The sequence below is a fragment of the Roseiconus lacunae genome, from assembly GCF_008312935.1.
Taxonomy (GTDB): Bacteria; Planctomycetota; Planctomycetia; order Pirellulales; family Pirellulaceae; genus Stieleria; species Stieleria lacunae.
The window spans coordinates 545,786-563,562 of the sequence record NZ_VSZO01000001.1 but is presented as its reverse complement, the minus strand read 5'-3'; the positions used below and the strand labels follow the sequence as shown (position 1 = coordinate 563,562).

The following is a 17,777-nucleotide window of genomic DNA, read 5'->3' as shown; positions in this document are numbered from 1 at the left end:
TTCGAATGATGCGGCGACCAGCAATGACGTCTTCCCTGTACAGCATGGCTTCGTCCCGTTTGACGTTCCAAAATTCGCGTCGGCTGGCTTGGGCCGCTGTCGCTTTTGTGGCGTTGATCTCGGTCGCGATCGCGGCAAGCCCGGTCGCCGCGCAATTTGACACTTCGACGTTTAATCCCGATGGGTTCGGGCAATTGGGAAGCAGTGAAGATGACGAAAGTCTCTTCGGCGATATCAATTTTGGAAGCATCGCGGAAAACAACGCCGAGCCCTATAAGTTTTCCGCCCGTTACTTCGCATCGGGTGACAAAGGCCGTTTGGAAGTCGAAGCGATCATTGGAAAGTCATGGCATATCTACTCCACGACTCAGCCATCCGGCGGTCCTCTGCCAACCAAGATCAGCATCAAGAATTCAAGTTCGGTAAAAATCACCGGTCCCGTCCGGCCCGACGCGCCGCCCGCCAAAAGCGTTTCGGACGTTTACCCGGGCGTAACGATTGAAGAACATGACGGCAAAGTCGTGTGGTCGGCACCGCTTGAACTTCCCCGCGGATATCAAGACGCGATCGAAGTCGACATTAAATCGTTGGTTTGTAAAACCGGCGGTTCTTGCATGCCCGCGAACGCGACGTTGACGGCAGCCCACGCCGGTCCACTGGAGGGCGGAACCACGGTTTTTGCGAACGCCGACGACGCGGCTAAGAATGTCGACCCATTTGCCGATCCGGCTGCAAAGACAACGAAGTTTCAAGAAGAGGATTACGAGGTCTCCTGGTTGGCCGGTGTTTCAGCGTCGATCGCTCCCGGCCAACGTGGGCAATTGGTGTTCCGTGCCAAACCATCCGGCGAATACCACGTCTACAGTGCGAAAACGGATGATAGCCGGAATGCGACCAACTTTGTCGTCACCGAAAAGGGCGGCCTGAAAGTTGGCGAGCCCCACACAGAGCAGCCGCTTGTCAAATCGGAAGTGCTCCCCGCGGTACGTTATCACAAAGGCGACGCGACTTGGTCACTGCCGATCTCCGTTCCCCAGTCCGTCTCGTCTGGTCCGCATGAACTGAAGGGCTTCATCGCCTACCAAGCTTGCACGGACAGCAGTTGTTTGCAGCCGATGGGGTTGGAGTTTACTGCGACGATCAATGTCACCGACAAGACCGAGCAAACACTTCAGCCGATCAAGATCACCGCGGCAAAGTACGTCAACGTCCTCGACGCCGCAGCCGAGAATGCTTGGGTTGATCGAGTCGCTCCGATCGGAGCGACCGAAGAGCCAAAGCTGTCTTCGCAGTCGACCGCCGATGACGAAGCGATCGCAGTCAATGATTCTGCAACGGCTGAGGATGGATCAGAGGACGCCGTAACACCGGTTGTCTTGAGCCAGTCGGAGCAAAAAGCTGCTTTGCCGTTCATTTTGTTGCTCGCCTTTGGTGGCGGTTTGATCTTGAACCTGATGCCCTGCGTATTGCCGGTCGTTGGTCTCAAAGTGATGAGCTTTGTCCAACAAGCCGGCGAAGATCGCAAACGTGTGATGATGCTGAATTTCGCGTATGTTGCCGGAATTTTGTGCGTCTTCGGATTGCTCACCTGCCTCGCCGTCTTCGCTTCCTTCGGGTGGGGACAGCAACTCGCCTACTTCCCCGTGCGTCTTGGGTTAACTGTTCTGATCTTTGCATTGGCGTTATCGTATTTGGGCGTTTGGGAGCTGCCGACGCCGGGAATCGCAACGGGTGAGAAGTCACAAGACCTGCAGCAACGTGAAGGTCCGGCGGGGGCGTTCTTCACCGGGATTTTCGCGACGCTGATGGCCACGCCTTGCAGCGGTCCGCTGTTGGGGGCGGCCTTGGCGTACACGATCGCAATGCCCGGACCAGAAAAGGCGGCCGTGTTGATGACCGTTGGTTTGGGAATGTCGATTCCCTACATCATTTTAGGGATCTTTCCTAGCTTGGTTGGTTTCTTGCCCAAGCCCGGCAACTGGATGGTGACGCTCAAAGAGTTTTTGGCGTTTCTGTTTCTCGGAACCGTCGCGTTCTTTTTCAATCAGTTCAGCGATGGGCAGAAGTTGCCGGTCTTCGTAACCTTGATTGGTGTTTGGTTTGGTTGTTGGGTGATCGGTAAGGTCCCGCCATGGGAATCACTGCAAAAGCAGGTGCGCGGATGGTCAATCGGTGTGACCAGTGCGATTGTCATCGGGTTGGCGGCGTTCACCTACCTGACCGCCAAACCCGTCATTCGAGCTGAAGGCAGTGGCGTCGAGTACATTGTCGACGACCACCTGCGTTGGGAAAAGTATGACGAGGTGCGTTTGAAAGAACTGCACGCGATGGGCAAGACTGTCATGTTAGACTTCACCGCCGCATGGTGCGTGAACTGTATCGTTAACAAAGAAGTCGCGCTCGACACCGAAGCGACTCGCAAGATGCTCGAGGACCTTGATGGCGTTGCGATGCTCGCCGACTTAACCGATCAACCTGAGGATCTGGTCAAAAAACTTGAAACCGAACTCGGTAGCAAGTCGATTCCGATGCTTGCGATCTACCCTGGGAAATCTCCCGGCAGTCCAATCATCTTGCGTGATCTGGTTAGCCAAAATATGGTGCTCGCTGCCCTTCAGGAGGCGGGCCCCAGTGTCGGCGATGGAAGCGACTCGGCAGCCAATGTCGCCGGCTCCTCACCACAGGCGACACGTCTGATCTCGGCCGTCAAAGAACCGTCGCCCGTTGCGAGTCGTTGATGCGAACGGTGAAGCAAGAGCCAGTGAAGTAAATCGAGTCATGATGGGCGTCGTCGAAGTCGGCGAAACGATCGTTGCAATCGCGACACCGTCGACTCCGGCGGTGCGCGGGGCAATTCGAATGTCGGGATCCGAGGCGATTGAAATTGTGCGCCGGCTTGGGATCGAGCCGACAAGTCACGCGCGTCCCCATTGTGTCGACGATCAAGTAGATCTTGGCGAACCGCTCGGCCGGGTCCCTGTTCGTGCGTTGCTTTGGCCAACCGCACGCAGCTATACCGGCCAGCCGTCAGTCGAACTGCATACCTATGGTTCGCTACCCATTTTGCAGTCCCTTGTCGATGCGTCGATTGCCGTCGGCGCTCGGGCGGCGAGGCCGGGAGAATTCACGATGCGTGCTTTCTTGGCCGGTCGTTTGGACCTCGCCCAAGCCGAGGCGGTGCTGGGGGTTATCGACGCCGAGTCACGCGGGGCGCTCGATCATGCACTTCGGCAGTTGGCGGGAAACCTTTCCAAGCCGATTGAGCGGCTTCGGGGCGAACTGTTGGACCTGTTGGCCGATGTCGAAGCGGGACTCGATTTTGTCGACGAAGACATTCAGTTTATTGAGGATGATCAGCTGACGGCTCGACTGACGTTGATGGCTGAAAGTCTTTCGAAGACACGTGAACAACTCGAGTTACGCCGCGAGGACAAATCGAATTGGACGTTGGCTTTACGAGGCCTTCCCAATGCAGGGAAGAGTAGCTTGATCAATGCGATGGCCGGACGCGACGCCGCGATCGTGACCGATGTCGCCGGGACGACTCGTGACGTCGTTGCGATCACGATGCAGATCGGTGATTTTGACGTGACTTTTGCCGACACCGCTGGATTAGAATTCGTCGAAGGTGACTCGCCGGAAGATCAGATCATGCGGGTCGCGCAGAGTCTCGGCGGTCGGGCCGGTCATGATGCTGACATACGGCTCTGGTGCGTCGACGTCAATCATCGGGACTTCATTGTACATGCCGATCAGATGAGACGACTGGCCAATGAGAAGCGGCGGTCGTCGATTGATTTGTGGGTCGCAACTAAATGCGATGATCCTACATGTTTGGTGGAGCCACCATGGATCGCGACGAGTGTCAAAACGGGACGCGGCCTTGAAACGCTGCGTCAATCGATTGAACGTTCACTCGAGCAAGTTTCAGGGAATGACTCGGCGTCCGTCGTCGGTACAGCCGCGCGGTGTCGCGGTAGTCTGCTCGCAGCCGAGCAAGCGATCGAAGCGGCGATCGGTTTTGTTCGTGGCGGTAACGGTCATGAATATGTCTCTAGCGAGCTGCGGTTAGCCGCATCTTTCTTGGGTGAAGTCACCGGCGCCGTTTACACCGATGACATACTTGATCGCGTCTTCAGCCGTTTTTGTATCGGCAAGTAAATTTGCCAGGCGCCGTCAGGCCGCGCCCATGCCTTTGATGCGTCGCCATGTGCTGAACTGTCCCATGTGGATCATCAGGTGTCCGCCCAAGTAGAACCCATGCATCGCCGCGATCGTCGGGAACTTTTCACGCATCGCTTCGTTCGGATTCGGTGCATCGAACTGATCATCGGTAGCTAATCGGACCGTTTCGATCGCGAGTTGATGAGATCGGCGAAAAGCATCGACGACCGCATCCATGTTCGGGTAGATCGTTCCGTCGACATCGTCCCTGCAGGCAGCATCCTTATTGAAGCAGGTCTCAAACGCGTCAGTGGGTTCGATCGACGCGGCGTCCCCGCCAAGCTGCGAGACGACTCGGCAGGGATACAAACTCAGGTGCCCGAGGATGAAGCATGGGTGATTAGCCTGAACAGTCGTATCACCGACGGCAGCAAAACGTGCAAAGTCGTCTGGCCCGACTCCCGTCAGCAGTCGGTCCGCGTACCCCATTGCTAGCTTGGCCGATGCCGCGATCATCTCTCCGATCAAATTGCCCGACTGGCTCATCTCGTTCCTCGACATTAAACGTGGTTGATACTCAAAACATCCCGAGTGTACCGAAACCATGTAAAAGGTGTCAGGACTCTTTTCGGCGATCTGGTGTGTGGTTACACTGGGGGAATGCCACGACCCAAGCGAGCCGACGAGAAGAACGCCATTTACCATGCCTTTAATCGAGGCAACGCGCGATCGACGATCTTTCATAAAGACGCCGACTATGAGGCCTTCGAGAATATTCTCAGCGAAGGATTAGAGCGATACCCGTGTCGTATCTTGGCATACCAGTTGATGCCCAATCACTGGCACTTCGCCCTGCAGCCGACCGCAGACGGTGGGATGAGCAATTTTTTGCGGTGGGTCAGTCTTACCCACACGATGCGATACCATGCCCACTACAGCAGTTCTGGCGAAGGGCACGTGTACCAGGGACGCTTTAAAAGCTTCCCGGTCCAAGACGATGACCACTTTCTGACGCTCTGCCGCTACGTGGAACGCAATGCCATGCGAGCCGGACTAGTCGCCCGCGCAGAAGCCTGGCGTTGGGGATCACTTTATCGGTGGAACTGTTCGAGCGAACCGATTCCGAAGCTCCTCTCGCCCTGGCCTATCCGTCGTCCTCCAGGCTGGCTGGACCGAGTGAATACACCACTGGAGGAAAAGGAGCTAGATCGAATCCGCTGGTCGATTCGTCGGGGCAGCCCGCTAGGCGATGCCGGCTGGGTCGAGTCAATCGCCAGGCGTTTGGACTTAGAATCGACACTCCGTCCAAGAGGCCGCCCTAAAAAGCGGCCACCAGGGAACGGTAAAGAGTCCTGACCCCCTTTTTTGGGGTGGCCCCTCGTTGGGGTGGGGGAAATAGGATGTGCGTTGACGTGGTGTCGTTCGGTTTGCTATAGCCGTCGATGAGCAATATTTTGGGGCGATATGATTGCCACACCGCCCCCAGCCGCTTCGGTTTTGGGCCACCGGCCCGGCCGAAAAGACACCAAACACCGAGTACCTGCTTTCTCCGAACGAATCGGTCTCTGCCGGGCAACTCGCGAAACGACGACGAACGGAATCGAACGATGGGCGAGATCTTTGGACTGCCAGTATTCCCAATCTTTGTGTTCATCTGCGCCGGGTTTGGTCTTGGCTATCTCTATTTCTATTCCGACGGTGACGACAAGGATCAGCGAGTCAAGGAACTTGAAGAGCAACTGAGGATTCAGACGAGCGGTCAGCAAGATCAAAGCGGTCAGGTCGAGCAGCTGACTCGGTCGTTGGAGACCGCGACGTCCGACGTCGATCGATTGTATGACGAGATCGCCGCGCTGCGTGCAGACAATGAAGAGCTTGACGCGGCGTTAGCCGAGGCAAAATCCGATTCGCAAGACCGGACAAAAAAGCACCAGGAGATGCTCGAACAACTCGATTCACTTCAGATCGCGAACGAGTCGTTGCAGAACCAGTACGAACAAGCTGTTGCGGCGAAAGAGCGAGCGATCGCGGATCGGGAAGTGGTTGATCGCGAAACTCATTCGACAGAATCGGCGACGATCGCCGCAAATGAGAAGATCGCGCGGCAAGACGAAACCATCAACGCTCTGCGTGAATCGAATTCGGCACTGACGATCGAGGTCGAGGAACTGAATGAAAGGCTGGAAAAGCTTTCGGTGTTCCAAACTTCTCACGCAGAGCTAACTGCGTTAACTGAACAGTCCGAACGTCAAGCTGTTGAACACAATGAACTCGTCGCGTCGCTGCGGGAAGAGTTAAAGCAAAAAAACGACCGAGTCGCGGGGCTGGAAGATAGCTTGGAAAAGTTGCAGCAATCGGTGTTGCTGCGACAACGTTCCGACGAAGAGCTTGAACTCTCGTCGCAACAACTACTCGAACAAACTGAAACGCTGCAATCAGTCCTCTCCGAGAAAGAACGGCAAATCGCAACGCTACAGGGTAGCCTGAGCAGCCAGCAAAGACAGTCCGAGCAAAACGAGACCATCGTCGAACAGCTGCGGCGGAATATCGAGTCATTGGTCGAACAAAAAGACGAAGCGACCGGCAAGTATGCTTCGATCGTTACCAGCGTCGAATTAATGCAACAGCAGCTGGCGTCGGCGCTCGACCAAGCCGAACGGACTGCGGATCAAAATGAGCGTTTGGCAGACCTCGTCGAAGAAAAGCAAAACCAGATATCGGATCTAGAAACCAAGCTTGTCAGCGCCGAAAGCTATCGAAATGAGCTACTAGAACTTCAGCTCGAAAATGATGGCCGGATGTCTGAGTTGGACGATCGAGATCGCTTGATCGCGACGTTGCGAACGGAAATCCAGACACTTCGATCTGAGTTGCAGGAACTCATTGACGTGCGTCAGCAGTGCGATGATTTGGAAGCACAATGCAATGAGCTTAGCCTTCGATGCGGTCAGCAAAACGAACAACTGGAGCAACTGCCGGTCCTGCAAGCTGAGCTCGAAGAACTCGATGCGGAAATGGAATCCTGGATCAGTGATGTGGAACAGGAGCATGCGATTCGAGTCAGCCTGGAAGCAAGTGTAAGTGATAAAACAACGCGGATTGCCGAGCTTTCCAAACGTTGCGAAGAGATCGAGCCACTGAAGGCTGAAAATTCACGGTTGGGAGAGACCGTAACCGCGCAACTTGAAACGATCACGCAGCTTAGTGAGCAGCTTGAGTCGACTGAGTCAACGTTGCGAGATTCCGAAGAGGGACGAGAGCAGCTTCAGGAGCAACTTGCCGTCATCGAATCCCTTGAAAGTGACAATCAATCGCTGGCGGACAGACTGCGTGATCACGTCGACAAAATGGAATCGTTGACCAACAGCGTCCGTGACAAAGACGTGGAGCTGACCGAGCTGCGCTCGAAATCAGAGTTGGCCGAAGAGCTCGAGTCGAAGCTCGCGACATTGCAGTCGCAACTGCAGACACAATCATCGCTTGCCGAAGATTTGGAAGATCGATTGGGAGCCCGGGAAGTTGAAATCGCATGTCTGCTCGAACAGGTGGAATTGGTCGGGCCTTTGACCGAAGCGAACGAAGCCATTTCGGAACAACTGAAGGAGGCGAATCGACAAATCGCCGGGCTGAATGCTTCACTGAGCGATCAAGAGATGGAGATCGAATCTCTTCGCGAATCAGAGCAGCAACTCACCGAGATCCAAGAACAATTCGAACTCGCCCTACAGCAAAATGATCAGGCAGCCGAAGTGATCAAAGCCGTCGAAGCAGAAACTGCTTCCGTCAACGCACGGTACGAAGAGCTTACGGTGACGTGCGAAGATTTACGGTCGATCAACCAAGAACTTCGGGACGAGGTCGAAGTTCGTCAGGAACGATTGCAGTCGGCAGTCACGACGATCGAATCGATGGGGGCTGATCTTCGCGAAAAAGAACAAGATATGGCAGATCTAAAAAGCCGGATGGCTGATGTAATCGATTTGGAAAAGCAATTGCATCTGCGTGATCGAGACATCAATCAATTAAAACAACAGAGTGAGCTGCAAACGCGGGCATTCGCTGAGCAGCGTGAGGAGTTGCTTCGTTTGCGTGATGAAGTGGTCGACATGGACGCAACCCGTCAGCAATTCGAATCGGCAAGGCTACGGATAAGTGAGTTGACCAACAAATACGAAACTCTGCTGTCAACGAACAAGACGGTCCGCAATCATGTCGACGAGTTGACTCGCGAGCTGGATTCTGGCAACGAGGTCATCGCCGACTTGCGGCGTCAATTGTCCGAACGATCGGATCAACAGCAGGCAACGACGGCCCGCTTAAAAGATGTGTCTGCAGAACTTGAAGCATTAAAACGTGCGAACGAGCTGCTGATCGCGAAGGCGTCCGACCTCACCGCTCATTTGAAACGAGTCAGCGAAGAACATGAGGCAAGCTTGCAAGCGAACGAGCAGGCTCACTCTCAAATCCGTGAACTGCAGACTGAAATTCATCGCCAGAACACCACTATCCGCACTCTACGGCGTGACCGTGGATCGATCGATCAAATCGACACTCGCGATGCGGCATAGTTGAACCTGCTCGTGCTGAAAGTAAGGGCTCATCATCCGGTAAAGAATTGCTTCATGCTGTGGCTTGTGCTCCGTCTAGACCAACTGGTCGGGTTCGACTCATTAACCGACGTGCGTTGTACACCGGCTATTGCACTGAAACCGTGGCTAACGCCCATCGGCTAAGTCGCATTTCAGATATCGACGAAGCACCTACAGCAAAAGTCTGTTGAAGCAATTCCTTCGGCATCTAGATGTTCGCTTTCGGGGGGCTAACTTTGGTTGGCCCGGTGTACCGGTCTTTCCGGCGAGCTTTTGCGGTTCTGCGGTCACCAACTGATTCGGCGACTTTGGCCCGTAGCTCTGAATAGATCCAGAAATCGAGCTCGAGATCGTCTTCACCGATGGCGACAAAGTTGTCGTGCCATGACTGGACCAAAGCTTGTTCGTCGCCGTTTTGGGATTCGATACAAGCGACTCCTGAGGAAACCAATTTCGCCATCTTTTTGAAGGAATCATCGAGCTCGTTTTTGTTGACCAGTCCGATCGCTTCGCGAAGGTCTTCGACCGGCGCTAGGTGCACACAAGCCATCGCGCGCACAATCAGGAACGTCGCGTCGATGCTATCGGGGCGATAGGTCACGCCATCTTCGAGCAATTGACCGACCAATCGGTAGTCTCTTCTGGCGAGTCCGGCCAGGATCGCGGGAACGAGGTGGTTGGCTCCTCGATTTTCCACCTTGTGAAATTTTGCGGCGACCGAGCTTGCTTTTCGCCACTGTGCACCGGCAAAAAGCATCCAAAGGGCGGGTTCCCAGAGTTGCACACGCGAATAGAGGGTCGATCCAAGTTTGCGAATCAGTTTAAGGGCGAGTCGATTGAAGTGTTTTTTGGTTTCGGGGTCGTCGGAGCGGCAACCGTTGTGAACTTTTTGCAGTAGTTCGTGGGCGGCCTCGCAGGCCGCGTCATTCCGTGGCAGTTTACCGAATCGTCCGATGGCAGCGGCGATGTCGCCGCCACCGACTTGCAAGATCCCCCATGCCCTGCCTACGCCAATCGATGCGTTCTTTCGTTTCATCGTCTTGGCTAGAACGCTTGCCAATTCACCGTCTGGGGGGAACTCAAACTGCTTAAGAGATTCGATGCAGACGTAGTAAGGATTTTGGTCATCAGGCAAACGCTGAAGCACCGTCACAAACCCCTGGTAGTCTTTCTTCGCCAAAGCGAGCGTGCTTTGAGCGATCGCCAACGGCATCGGTTCAGCCTTATCGGACATCGAAGACACGAGTGATTCAATTTTTGAGATTTCGTTGTCATCGATATATAGACCCAGTAATTCTGGGATTGCATAGACGTATTCTTTGTCGAGCTTAATTGCGTGCCGCAGGTGCTCCTTCGCAGCGTCGCGGCTTCCCTGGCGTAACTTGGTAGCCGCGATATACCCGTGGCTGGAAGCGAGATAGGGGGCGCGATCAAGAAGTTCGTTTGCCGCACGATCATACAGTTCGTTATCTTCCAGTGACTCGGCCCAATCGGCCAGGCGTCGCCAGCCATCAAGGTTGGTCGGGTCGCGTTCCAGTGCCAATAGGATCCGATCACAGGCTTCTTTCGTTTTGCCGTTAAGGTTCAGCAGGTTGGCGGCATAGAGGTTCAATTGGTTGAGGTCGAAGGGATCAATCCCATCTGGCGAGCAGGCGGCGATCGCTTCGTCGACCATGTCGCGTTCATTAAATCGTTGAGCGAGCAAACCATGCAAGTCAACGTTGCGTGGGTCGCGACCAATCGCCGATCGAATGACGGCGACCGATTCCTCCCACTGGTCTTCACGATGTAGCATTTCGGCCAAACGTAGGTTGGCGTTGGAATCATGAGGCCGCTGGGCGACGAGTCGTTTGGCTGCATCGACCGCATCGGATTCGCGGTTTTCGTATTGGCAGAGCGAAAGCAGTAGCTCCCACGTTTCCCCGTTGTTGGGGGCGAGCATTGCCGCATCGAGAATCAGGGTCGAGCGTTCATTGTCGTCTTCGACAACTCTGCCAAGCTCGACCATAAGATTCGAGTCGGCAGGAGAGGCCCCGAGTGCGCGCCGGAGAGTTTGTTCGGCGTCTTTGGGACGTTCGACCGCTTGGTAGACGTGTGACGTTCGAATGGCCAGTTCGCTATTGAACGGATCCAGTAGCAACGCCTTTTCAAAAGGATCGAGTGCTGCCGGCAGGTCTCCCTTGGACAGGAATACTTCGCCGAGGAACTGCCAATACTCGGGAAGGTGACTGAAGCGGTCTTGAACATCCGTCAAAGTCTTTTCGGCGACGTCGAATCGTTTGCACTCGCAATGATGATCGGCGGCGACCTTATGCATGATCAATACATCCGGACGGACCGCACGCAAGCCATCGAGTTGTTCGCATAGTTCGCTGTCTTCGACGATCCCCGTGGAAAAGCGTTTATAAGCGATCACGCCATCGCCATTGCTGGGTTGTTCGATCAACTGTTGAAATATTTCGCCGAGAATTTGACGGGTCTCTGCTTCGTTTTCACAGAGTTTGATCCAGGTCAACATCGCCGGAGCATGATCACAATCACTTTGCATGGCGAGTCGGCAATTAGCCCGAGCCGCATCGAGTTCTCCTCGTCCGACCAGTGCTTCGGCTAAAATGTTGTAAGACATCGCCGAGCGTTCACATTCCAAACCGCGGGTTGCGCTTCGATGGGCTTCGTCATACCATCCTGCAGCCGCGCAAACGAGTGATCGTTCACGCCATGCCCAGGCGTCGTAATCACAGGTTTCTAAGATTCGATCGAGATACTCGACGGCTTCTTTGTACCGTGCCGCGCGGTGTAGGTATTCGGCCGTGACAGACAGTAGGCTACGGCAGTGTGGGAATTTTGAAGTGATGGCTTCGAGGAATGTCAGGGCACTATCGAGACCTTCCAGGTCGGCCTTTAATTCTGCAATTCGGTTGACCGCGTCGAAGTTCATCGGCTGAAGCTCGTATAGTTCCAGCATCGCTTGCAGCGCGTCTTTGGGATGGCCGTCACTGATCGCCAAATTCGCCTTTGCATAGAGCACTTGGTCGGCGGGCAATGCAATCGTTGCGTTCTCCAAAAGCTCCAGCCCGACCGAAGGTTTTTCAAAACTTCCGAGTGCCGATGCGGCTTCACAAAGAAGTTCGGCATCGTCGGGGCGTTTCGCAAGTGCTTCACGAATGACATCTGCGGCTCGGTCTGCGTGGGTGGTGCGAGCGAGCGCGTAGGCGTATGTCAATCCGGGATTTCCGCTGGCATGCCCGTGTTTCTCGAAGCGTTCTTTTAGAATGGCTATCGCTTCGTCCTTTCGGTTCATACGAGTCGCTGCGGCTAAGAAACGACGCGCGTGATCCTCGTCACGTTCGCCGGACATCGCGGCCAAACGCAGGAGTTCCAACGCATCGTCACGTTTCATTTCATCCCACAACCGAATCGATTCCTGAGACAATCCGTCGGGATTGGTGGGGGCCGTTTTCAGGATCTGTCGAAGCAGGTCGTTGCGTTCTTCACGATCGTCTTCGCTTTCAAGAAGCATCAACAGACGCAATCGACTTTCGGTGCTCGGTGTTTCGCCTTTGACACATTCGCGTAGTCGTTCGATCACTTTGTCTTGGCGATCGATCATCGACAACAAATCGCATTCCGCGATCGTCAATAGTTGATTCTTGGGGAACTTGTCTCGCAATGACTGAATCGATTTCAGACGCAGCGGCAGGTTCATGTCATAGCGAGCAAGCTCGGTTTCAGACCAGAGTGCGATGGGATGATCTGGCGAAGACGTTTGTAGCGTTTCCAGGATCCGTACGGCTTGATCGCGGTCATGGTGTTGCAACGCAACGGCAATCGCGTGTTGCTGATCATATTTGTCAGCATCCGGCAGCTCGATCGCATCGAGACGTTCCTTTTGATCACTGGGGATCAGTACCAGTCCACGCGGTCCAAATGCTTCGTATTGCTCGATAAATTCTTTGAGCAGCGCTTCAATCCCGTGCCATGTTCCCGGGTCTTGCATTAAGAGAACGCCACGGCGGGAATCGTATCCGCAGACCACGTTGATATGGCCGCCACCGGGATCAACCGTTGAAATCCCGAAGGGAATTTTCGCGTCGATCAAAGCCTGTGCCGATGATTCGGTCATACGGAACTCGCGCGCGATCAACCCTTGGGATTCAGCCCACACGCGTTGTTTGACAGGAGCCGTTCCGTCGTAGCAGATTTCATCCACCACGGAGTCATGATCCACTTCCAGTCCCCAGTACGCTGATAGCATCGCCAGCGTAGCCGGCGCGCACGTCACATCGTTCTGGCGGACGAAGGGGACCTTCAGACGAACCCGTTTGCCTTGTTTTCCATGGTTTTCAAGATTCTTCGCCAAGGTGTCATGAAAAGGGTTGTTTGCTTTATGGGCCAAGCAAATCGAAGTTTCAAGATCGCCGGCATGGCAAGCGAGTTCGGAGCGGATCTTAGCAATTGTCGATCGAACGCTGTCCCGTTTTGCACGGCCATCACGCAACGGATCGGCAAGCGGAAAGAACTCTTCGATGTTCTCTACTAACTCGCTCGCTTTTTTGTACTGGCGGTTCTGGATTTCCATCGTCGCCAACTGCAGTCGGCAACTGCCCGACTGGTTGGATTCGATCGATCGGTAAAGCAAATCAAATGCCTCGTCGATCTGGTTGTCTTGCAACAACAGGTGCGAAAGAGTTTGGATTGTCGGCGGAAAACCGGGAAGCAGTTCCAACGCCGTCCGGCACGTCTCGATAGCTCGCGTCATCTGGTCGCTGCACAGATAAGATGTCGCGATTCGCAGCAACGGACGTGGATCATCGGGAACGAGCTCGCGACCGGTTTCAAGCCATTCGAAGCCACGATCAAAGTCCCTCATTCCGCACAGGATCAGACCTTTGACGACACACCAGTTTGAAACCAGTTCGGGATCATCGGTGTCTAAGTTTTGGTCACGAATCTGTAGCCAAACCCTAGCCAGTGGTTGTCGCGAGAGCTTTTGCATCGTTCGCAGAAACCTGACTTCGGGATCATCGGGAAATTGACGACCCATTCGATAAGTCAGTACGTCGGATAGCTGAGAACCACCCAATCGGTCAGCCATCTTCAACGCGATCAATCCGCCCTGACAGTCGGGCCATTGATAAAGGTCTTCGCCGAGAATCGACTTTGCATACTCGAACGCGTCGAGATAGAGGCCTTTGTCAGACAACCGGCGGAGCTGTTTCCGAACTGTTTCAAAGTCAATCGCGATTGCTGATCCGGAGTCCGACACACGTTCGTTGTTCTTAAGCATCACAAGCACCAAGATGAGGGCGGAATGACTTGTCCGATATCCTGGCAACTCTCACGATCGGGATGCGTCGAAGGCGCCGTCAAAGATCCGATTCTAAAACACGATCCTGCGCATGGTTCCAGTTCGATTTGAGGCTTAGTCGGACGATATCAATGATCGCTGAGCCGCAAAAATCCGGGCAAACGCCCGTCAGTGGATGCATCACATCCGAATGGTTAATTGGAACGAAGCCCTGGTATAGCAGTTGTAGAAGTGGATCCGACTGGCTCCGAGTTGACGCGACCCTGCAGTCAAAGTCTGTCAGCTATCGGGCATAGCCAGGCAACCAAAGAAGGACATGTTCCGAGTTGCCACGCACTGCAAAAATGGTCAGCGCGAAGCAAGCCAGGCTCACATGCGATATCACTCGGTCGTCAAGCTAGTCGGTGAGACAAGTCATCATAGCAACTTGGTTGGCACCGCACGGGACGATCGAGGGGGTTCATGCGATCATGAACAAAAAAATGCTACCGGGAGGCAATAGCGCAAGAAGTGCTTTGAAGCGGTGAGTGGAACGCGATCAAGACTGTGAAGGAACGACCACGGTTGACCCTCGAACCTAGTGCTTCGTTCCATTTGAAAATACGGTCCAAACTCGTCAGCCGATGGGTGTTCGCTGCGGCTAATTGCAGCGAAACTGGCGCTTACGCGATGCGGCTGATCTTAAAATTGAATTGGAACGAAACATTAGCAGTTTGCCAGCGATAGCCCACTTGACGTTTCTTCGACACAGCATCGAACCGCTGAATTGAAGTCGAGTGACTTGCCTGCCCACAGACGTTGCATCGAGGCGCCATTTCCACGATTGGCCAATCGTTCGACGAACGAATCAACCTGCGCTTCATCGCCGGATGATTGTAACGACGGACGACACCATGAGACTAGCTTCTCGACGGCTTCGACCGCCGGTCGAGATCTCTTGTCAATCGGGTCAATCAGATCTTGATCCATCCCGTAGCGGGCGGCGTGCCACAAGGTGTAACGTAGCAATTGAGTCGAGATCGGCGCCTGCTTCACCCCGTCCCGGATGTCGGCTTGTGATTGCATTACAATCCCACGGATCAAGCCCACGTACGCGACAACATCGTCGATCGACAGCATCACATCAGCGACACGGAATTCAATGGTCGGGATTTTTTCTGGAAGCCGGATATCCCAGTAAATAAAGCTTTCGTCAGCAATCGCGCCAATTTCGATCAGGTCGGAAACCTTCCTGTTGTAGTCTGCGAAATCGACGAAATGTGGAGGCGGGCCTGCCATCGGCCATTGTGCCCAAAGTTCACGTCGGTAACTTGCGTAACCCGTATCGTGTCCATCCCAAAAAGGACTGTTTGCCGAGACTGCCAACAATGTCGGCAGCCATCGTCGGGCACGATTCATCACTTCCACACCGAGTACTTTGTCCGGCATTGAGACGTGGACGTGGCAACCGAAAATGAACAAGTCACGAGCGAGTTGTTGGTAGCGACGCGTCATGCGGTTGTAGCGTTCGCTTGGTGTGATATCGTCGGCATGTGGCAAAGGTAGCGGGTTGGTACCTGCCGCAGAAAGTGCCGATCCCGCCTCTGCGGCGGCCTCTTGCAACGCACGTCGCGTCTCGATCAGCGACCGCTTCGCGTCATTGAGCGTCGCACAAACCGGTGAAGCCATTTCGATCTGGGTTAAGTGCAGCTCATGCTGGATTTCCGCATCAACGTCATCCTTCAAGCGACTCATCACTCGCTTGCAGTCGGCGCGCATCGCGCCGTGAACGGGATCGACTAGTTGGTACTCTTCCTCAACGCCAATTGCTGGAATATCCATCGCACTAATTCTTCGAGCCGACACGGTCGTAATCTTGCTACAGGCGTGGGCGCCTGCGTGCGACGAACGTCCCGCCGCGTGATTCGGCGATGAAGTGCATTTTATGTGCCAAAGAAAAGAGCGTTTTAGCCGCGGGCGCCGGCGACTTCGGCTGCTTTGTAGACAATCCGAGACTTGCGAAAACCCATGCGTTCATAAAGTCGAACGGCACCGGTGTTTTCGGTTGTGACTTCGAGATGCATTCGTTCTAGTCCTGCGGCCGCAAAACCCGCGGCGGCTTTGGCCAGCAAGATGGTTCCCAGTCCACGCGAGCGGTGCTCGGGGGATACGCCGAGGTTCTGGATCGATCCCCACCCATCGCATGCAAGCCCCTGGATCGTTCCGACGGGGAGCTTGCAAATCGATCCCGTTGTCGGGTCTTGTTCCAGATGCCGGATCAACCAAGTCGCTCCGGGGACGAAGTCACTGCGGTTAGTGATATCCCGCATCAATTTGAGGCATCCGTCTCGTCGAGCCAGGCAAGGGAAAACGTCGGCATCGAGTTCGAAGCGGAAGCTGTTGTACTTCGCGATCGCGTGCTCACGAAGCTGATCGCTCGCAAACGGCAGCAGTTCATAGTCCGCTGGGAGTACGGGGTCACCTAAACGCAAGTTGCGCAGGTCGAACTCCATTCGGTATCGCTTGAAATATGTCATCCCCATGGCATTCGATTCTACCACGCGTTTACCGTTTGCGCCGTCATCGCCTACACTTTACCCGATCGGAACAATAGTCTCATCCGTTCCGATCGCGCTTTCGTCGAAAACTTGTTCAGCATGCCCCGACCGACTGACCCTTCTCCAGACCAAATTCAGACCTTCCCGCCGCTGATCGACAAGGCGATGGTCATGACCGGCGCGACGGCTTCCGGCAAAAGTCAACTCGGCATCCAACTCGCCGAGCGACTGGATGGCGAAATTTTGTCACTCGATTCGATTGCCGTCTATCGAGACATGGACATTGGCACGGCGAAACCGACGCGGGCGGAGCGCGACCGAGTTCCCCATCACTTGCTGGATTTGGCCGATCCAGACGAAGACTTCAGTGTTGCTCGATACCTGCACGCGGCGCATCGGTGCGTCGACGAGATCCTTGATCGTTCCCGAGTGCCGATCTTTGTCGGTGGGACGCCGATGTTTCTCAAAGCGATCTTGCGAGGATTTGATCCTGGGCCGCCTCCGGATTGGGACTTTCGTCGGTCGGTCGAAGCGGACGTCGAAAAGTTTGGTGTCGAGCCTTTAAGACAGCGGTTGCGTCAAGTCGATCCAATTTCGGCATCCAAGATCGGTCCCAATGACATCCGCCGAATGATCCGAGCCCTCGAGGTTTCCAAAGCGACCGGGTTTCCGCTCAGTCATCGCCAGATTCAATTTGATCGTCAGACGGACGCCGAAAAGTGTCATGTGTTCGCGCTCATGCACCCGCGATCACATCTACACGAACGAATTAACGAACGAGTCGAAGTGATGTTCCGTACTGGGCTGATCGATGAAGTCAAAGGCTTGCTGAAGCGATACCAGACGCTTTCGCGAACCGCTTCACAGGCAGTCGGTTATCGTGAAATCATCGAGTGGCTGTTGAACGCTAACGGGCGACAGGAGAACCTGCGTGCCGACGCGAATGGATTTGATAACAACACATCACTTGATCAACATCGGCACTTGATTGAAGACGTTGCCACACACACACGTCAGCTTGCCAAGCGGCAGGAAACCTGGTTTCGTTCTTTCACTGAAATCACTGCCATCGACTGCGGCGACGTTTCTTCGATGGAGGCAATCGTGGAACGGATTGCCGGACGTTGGCATCAAGCCCACCGCAGAGATTAAACTCTGAGACTTTGCGGAACAGGTTTC

At 54.6% G+C, this 17,777-nt stretch carries 9 protein-coding genes; 5 read left to right on the top strand and 4 right to left on the bottom strand.

Annotated elements, in window-relative coordinates; translation table 11 throughout:
• Nucleotides 1–23: 23 nt before the first annotated feature.
• Both FYC48_RS01865 and FYC48_RS01860 read left to right on the top strand, forming a co-directional pair.
• Entirely contained in the window at nt 24–2,738 is a 2,715-nt protein-coding gene (locus FYC48_RS01865; RefSeq protein ID WP_160149275.1) for a protein-disulfide reductase DsbD family protein, read from the top strand.
• A gap of 40 nt (nt 2,739–2,778) precedes the next feature.
• A complete protein-coding gene (locus FYC48_RS01860) occupies nt 2,779–4,161 on the top strand; it encodes a tRNA modification GTPase (protein WP_235034022.1) in 1,383 nt (460 codons plus the stop codon).
• Nucleotides 4,162–4,176: 15 nt separating this feature from the next.
• Here FYC48_RS01860 and FYC48_RS01855 read toward each other — a convergent pair whose 3' ends face one another.
• Complete coding sequence (locus FYC48_RS01855) at nt 4,177–4,710, bottom strand: DinB family protein (protein WP_235034021.1); 534 nt, start codon at nt 4,708–4,710, stop codon at nt 4,177–4,179.
• Between the two features lie 114 nt (nt 4,711–4,824).
• Between FYC48_RS01855 and FYC48_RS01850 the strand changes: the two genes are divergently transcribed.
• Both FYC48_RS01850 and FYC48_RS01845 read left to right on the top strand, forming a co-directional pair.
• Nucleotides 4,825–5,520: a transposase gene (locus FYC48_RS01850; RefSeq protein ID WP_149494993.1), complete on the top strand. Its 696-nt coding sequence runs from the start codon at nt 4,825–4,827 to the stop codon at nt 5,518–5,520.
• Nucleotides 5,521–5,771: 251 nt separating this feature from the next.
• The gene (locus FYC48_RS01845; RefSeq protein ID WP_149494992.1) at nt 5,772–8,732 is read left to right on the top strand and encodes a coiled-coil domain-containing protein; all 2,961 of its coding nucleotides are present in this window, start codon (nt 5,772–5,774) and stop codon (nt 8,730–8,732) included.
• A 229-nt stretch (nt 8,733–8,961) separates the two neighbouring features.
• Here FYC48_RS01845 and FYC48_RS01840 read toward each other — a convergent pair whose 3' ends face one another.
• The 3 genes from FYC48_RS01840 to FYC48_RS01830 form a co-directional block, all read right to left on the bottom strand.
• Nucleotides 8,962–14,040: a tetratricopeptide repeat protein gene (locus FYC48_RS01840; RefSeq protein ID WP_149494991.1), complete on the bottom strand. Its 5,079-nt coding sequence runs from the start codon at nt 14,038–14,040 to the stop codon at nt 8,962–8,964.
• Between the two features lie 726 nt (nt 14,041–14,766).
• Complete coding sequence (locus FYC48_RS01835) at nt 14,767–15,882, bottom strand: carboxylate-amine ligase (RefSeq protein WP_149494990.1); 1,116 nt, start codon at nt 15,880–15,882, stop codon at nt 14,767–14,769.
• 125 nt (nt 15,883–16,007) lie between these two features.
• Nucleotides 16,008–16,577 (bottom strand): GNAT family N-acetyltransferase, encoded by a 570-nt coding sequence (locus tag FYC48_RS01830; protein WP_315853759.1) that lies wholly within the window; start codon nt 16,575–16,577, stop codon nt 16,008–16,010.
• 120 nt (nt 16,578–16,697) lie between these two features.
• Here FYC48_RS01830 and miaA point away from each other — a divergent pair, with 120 nt between their 5' ends.
• A complete protein-coding gene (miaA, locus tag FYC48_RS01825) occupies nt 16,698–17,750 on the top strand; it encodes a tRNA (adenosine(37)-N6)-dimethylallyltransferase MiaA (RefSeq protein ID WP_149494989.1) in 1,053 nt (350 codons plus the stop codon).
• The last annotated feature ends 27 nt before the right edge of the window (nt 17,751–17,777 follow it).

Bases quoted from the DNA above. Each gene is read 5' to 3' on its own strand.
- FYC48_RS01860 (WP_235034022.1), top strand. From the start codon at position 2,779: ATGATGGGCGTCGTCGAAGTCGGCGAAACGATCGTTGCAATCGCGACA.
- FYC48_RS01855 (WP_235034021.1), bottom strand. From the start codon at position 4,710: ATGAGCCAGTCGGGCAATTTGATCGGAGAGATGATCGCGGCATCGGCC.
- miaA (WP_149494989.1), top strand. From the start codon at position 16,698: ATGCCCCGACCGACTGACCCTTCTCCAGACCAAATTCAGACCTTCCCG.
- FYC48_RS01845 (WP_149494992.1), top strand. From the start codon at position 5,772: ATGGGCGAGATCTTTGGACTGCCAGTATTCCCAATCTTTGTGTTCATC.
- FYC48_RS01830 (WP_315853759.1), bottom strand. From the start codon at position 16,577: ATGACATATTTCAAGCGATACCGAATGGAGTTCGACCTGCGCAACTTG.
- FYC48_RS01835 (WP_149494990.1), bottom strand. From the start codon at position 15,882: ATGGATATTCCAGCAATTGGCGTTGAGGAAGAGTACCAACTAGTCGAT.
- FYC48_RS01850 (WP_149494993.1), top strand. From the start codon at position 4,825: ATGCCACGACCCAAGCGAGCCGACGAGAAGAACGCCATTTACCATGCC.
- FYC48_RS01865 (WP_160149275.1), top strand. From the start codon at position 24: ATGACGTCTTCCCTGTACAGCATGGCTTCGTCCCGTTTGACGTTCCAA.
- FYC48_RS01840 (WP_149494991.1), bottom strand. From the start codon at position 14,040: ATGCTTAAGAACAACGAACGTGTGTCGGACTCCGGATCAGCAATCGCG.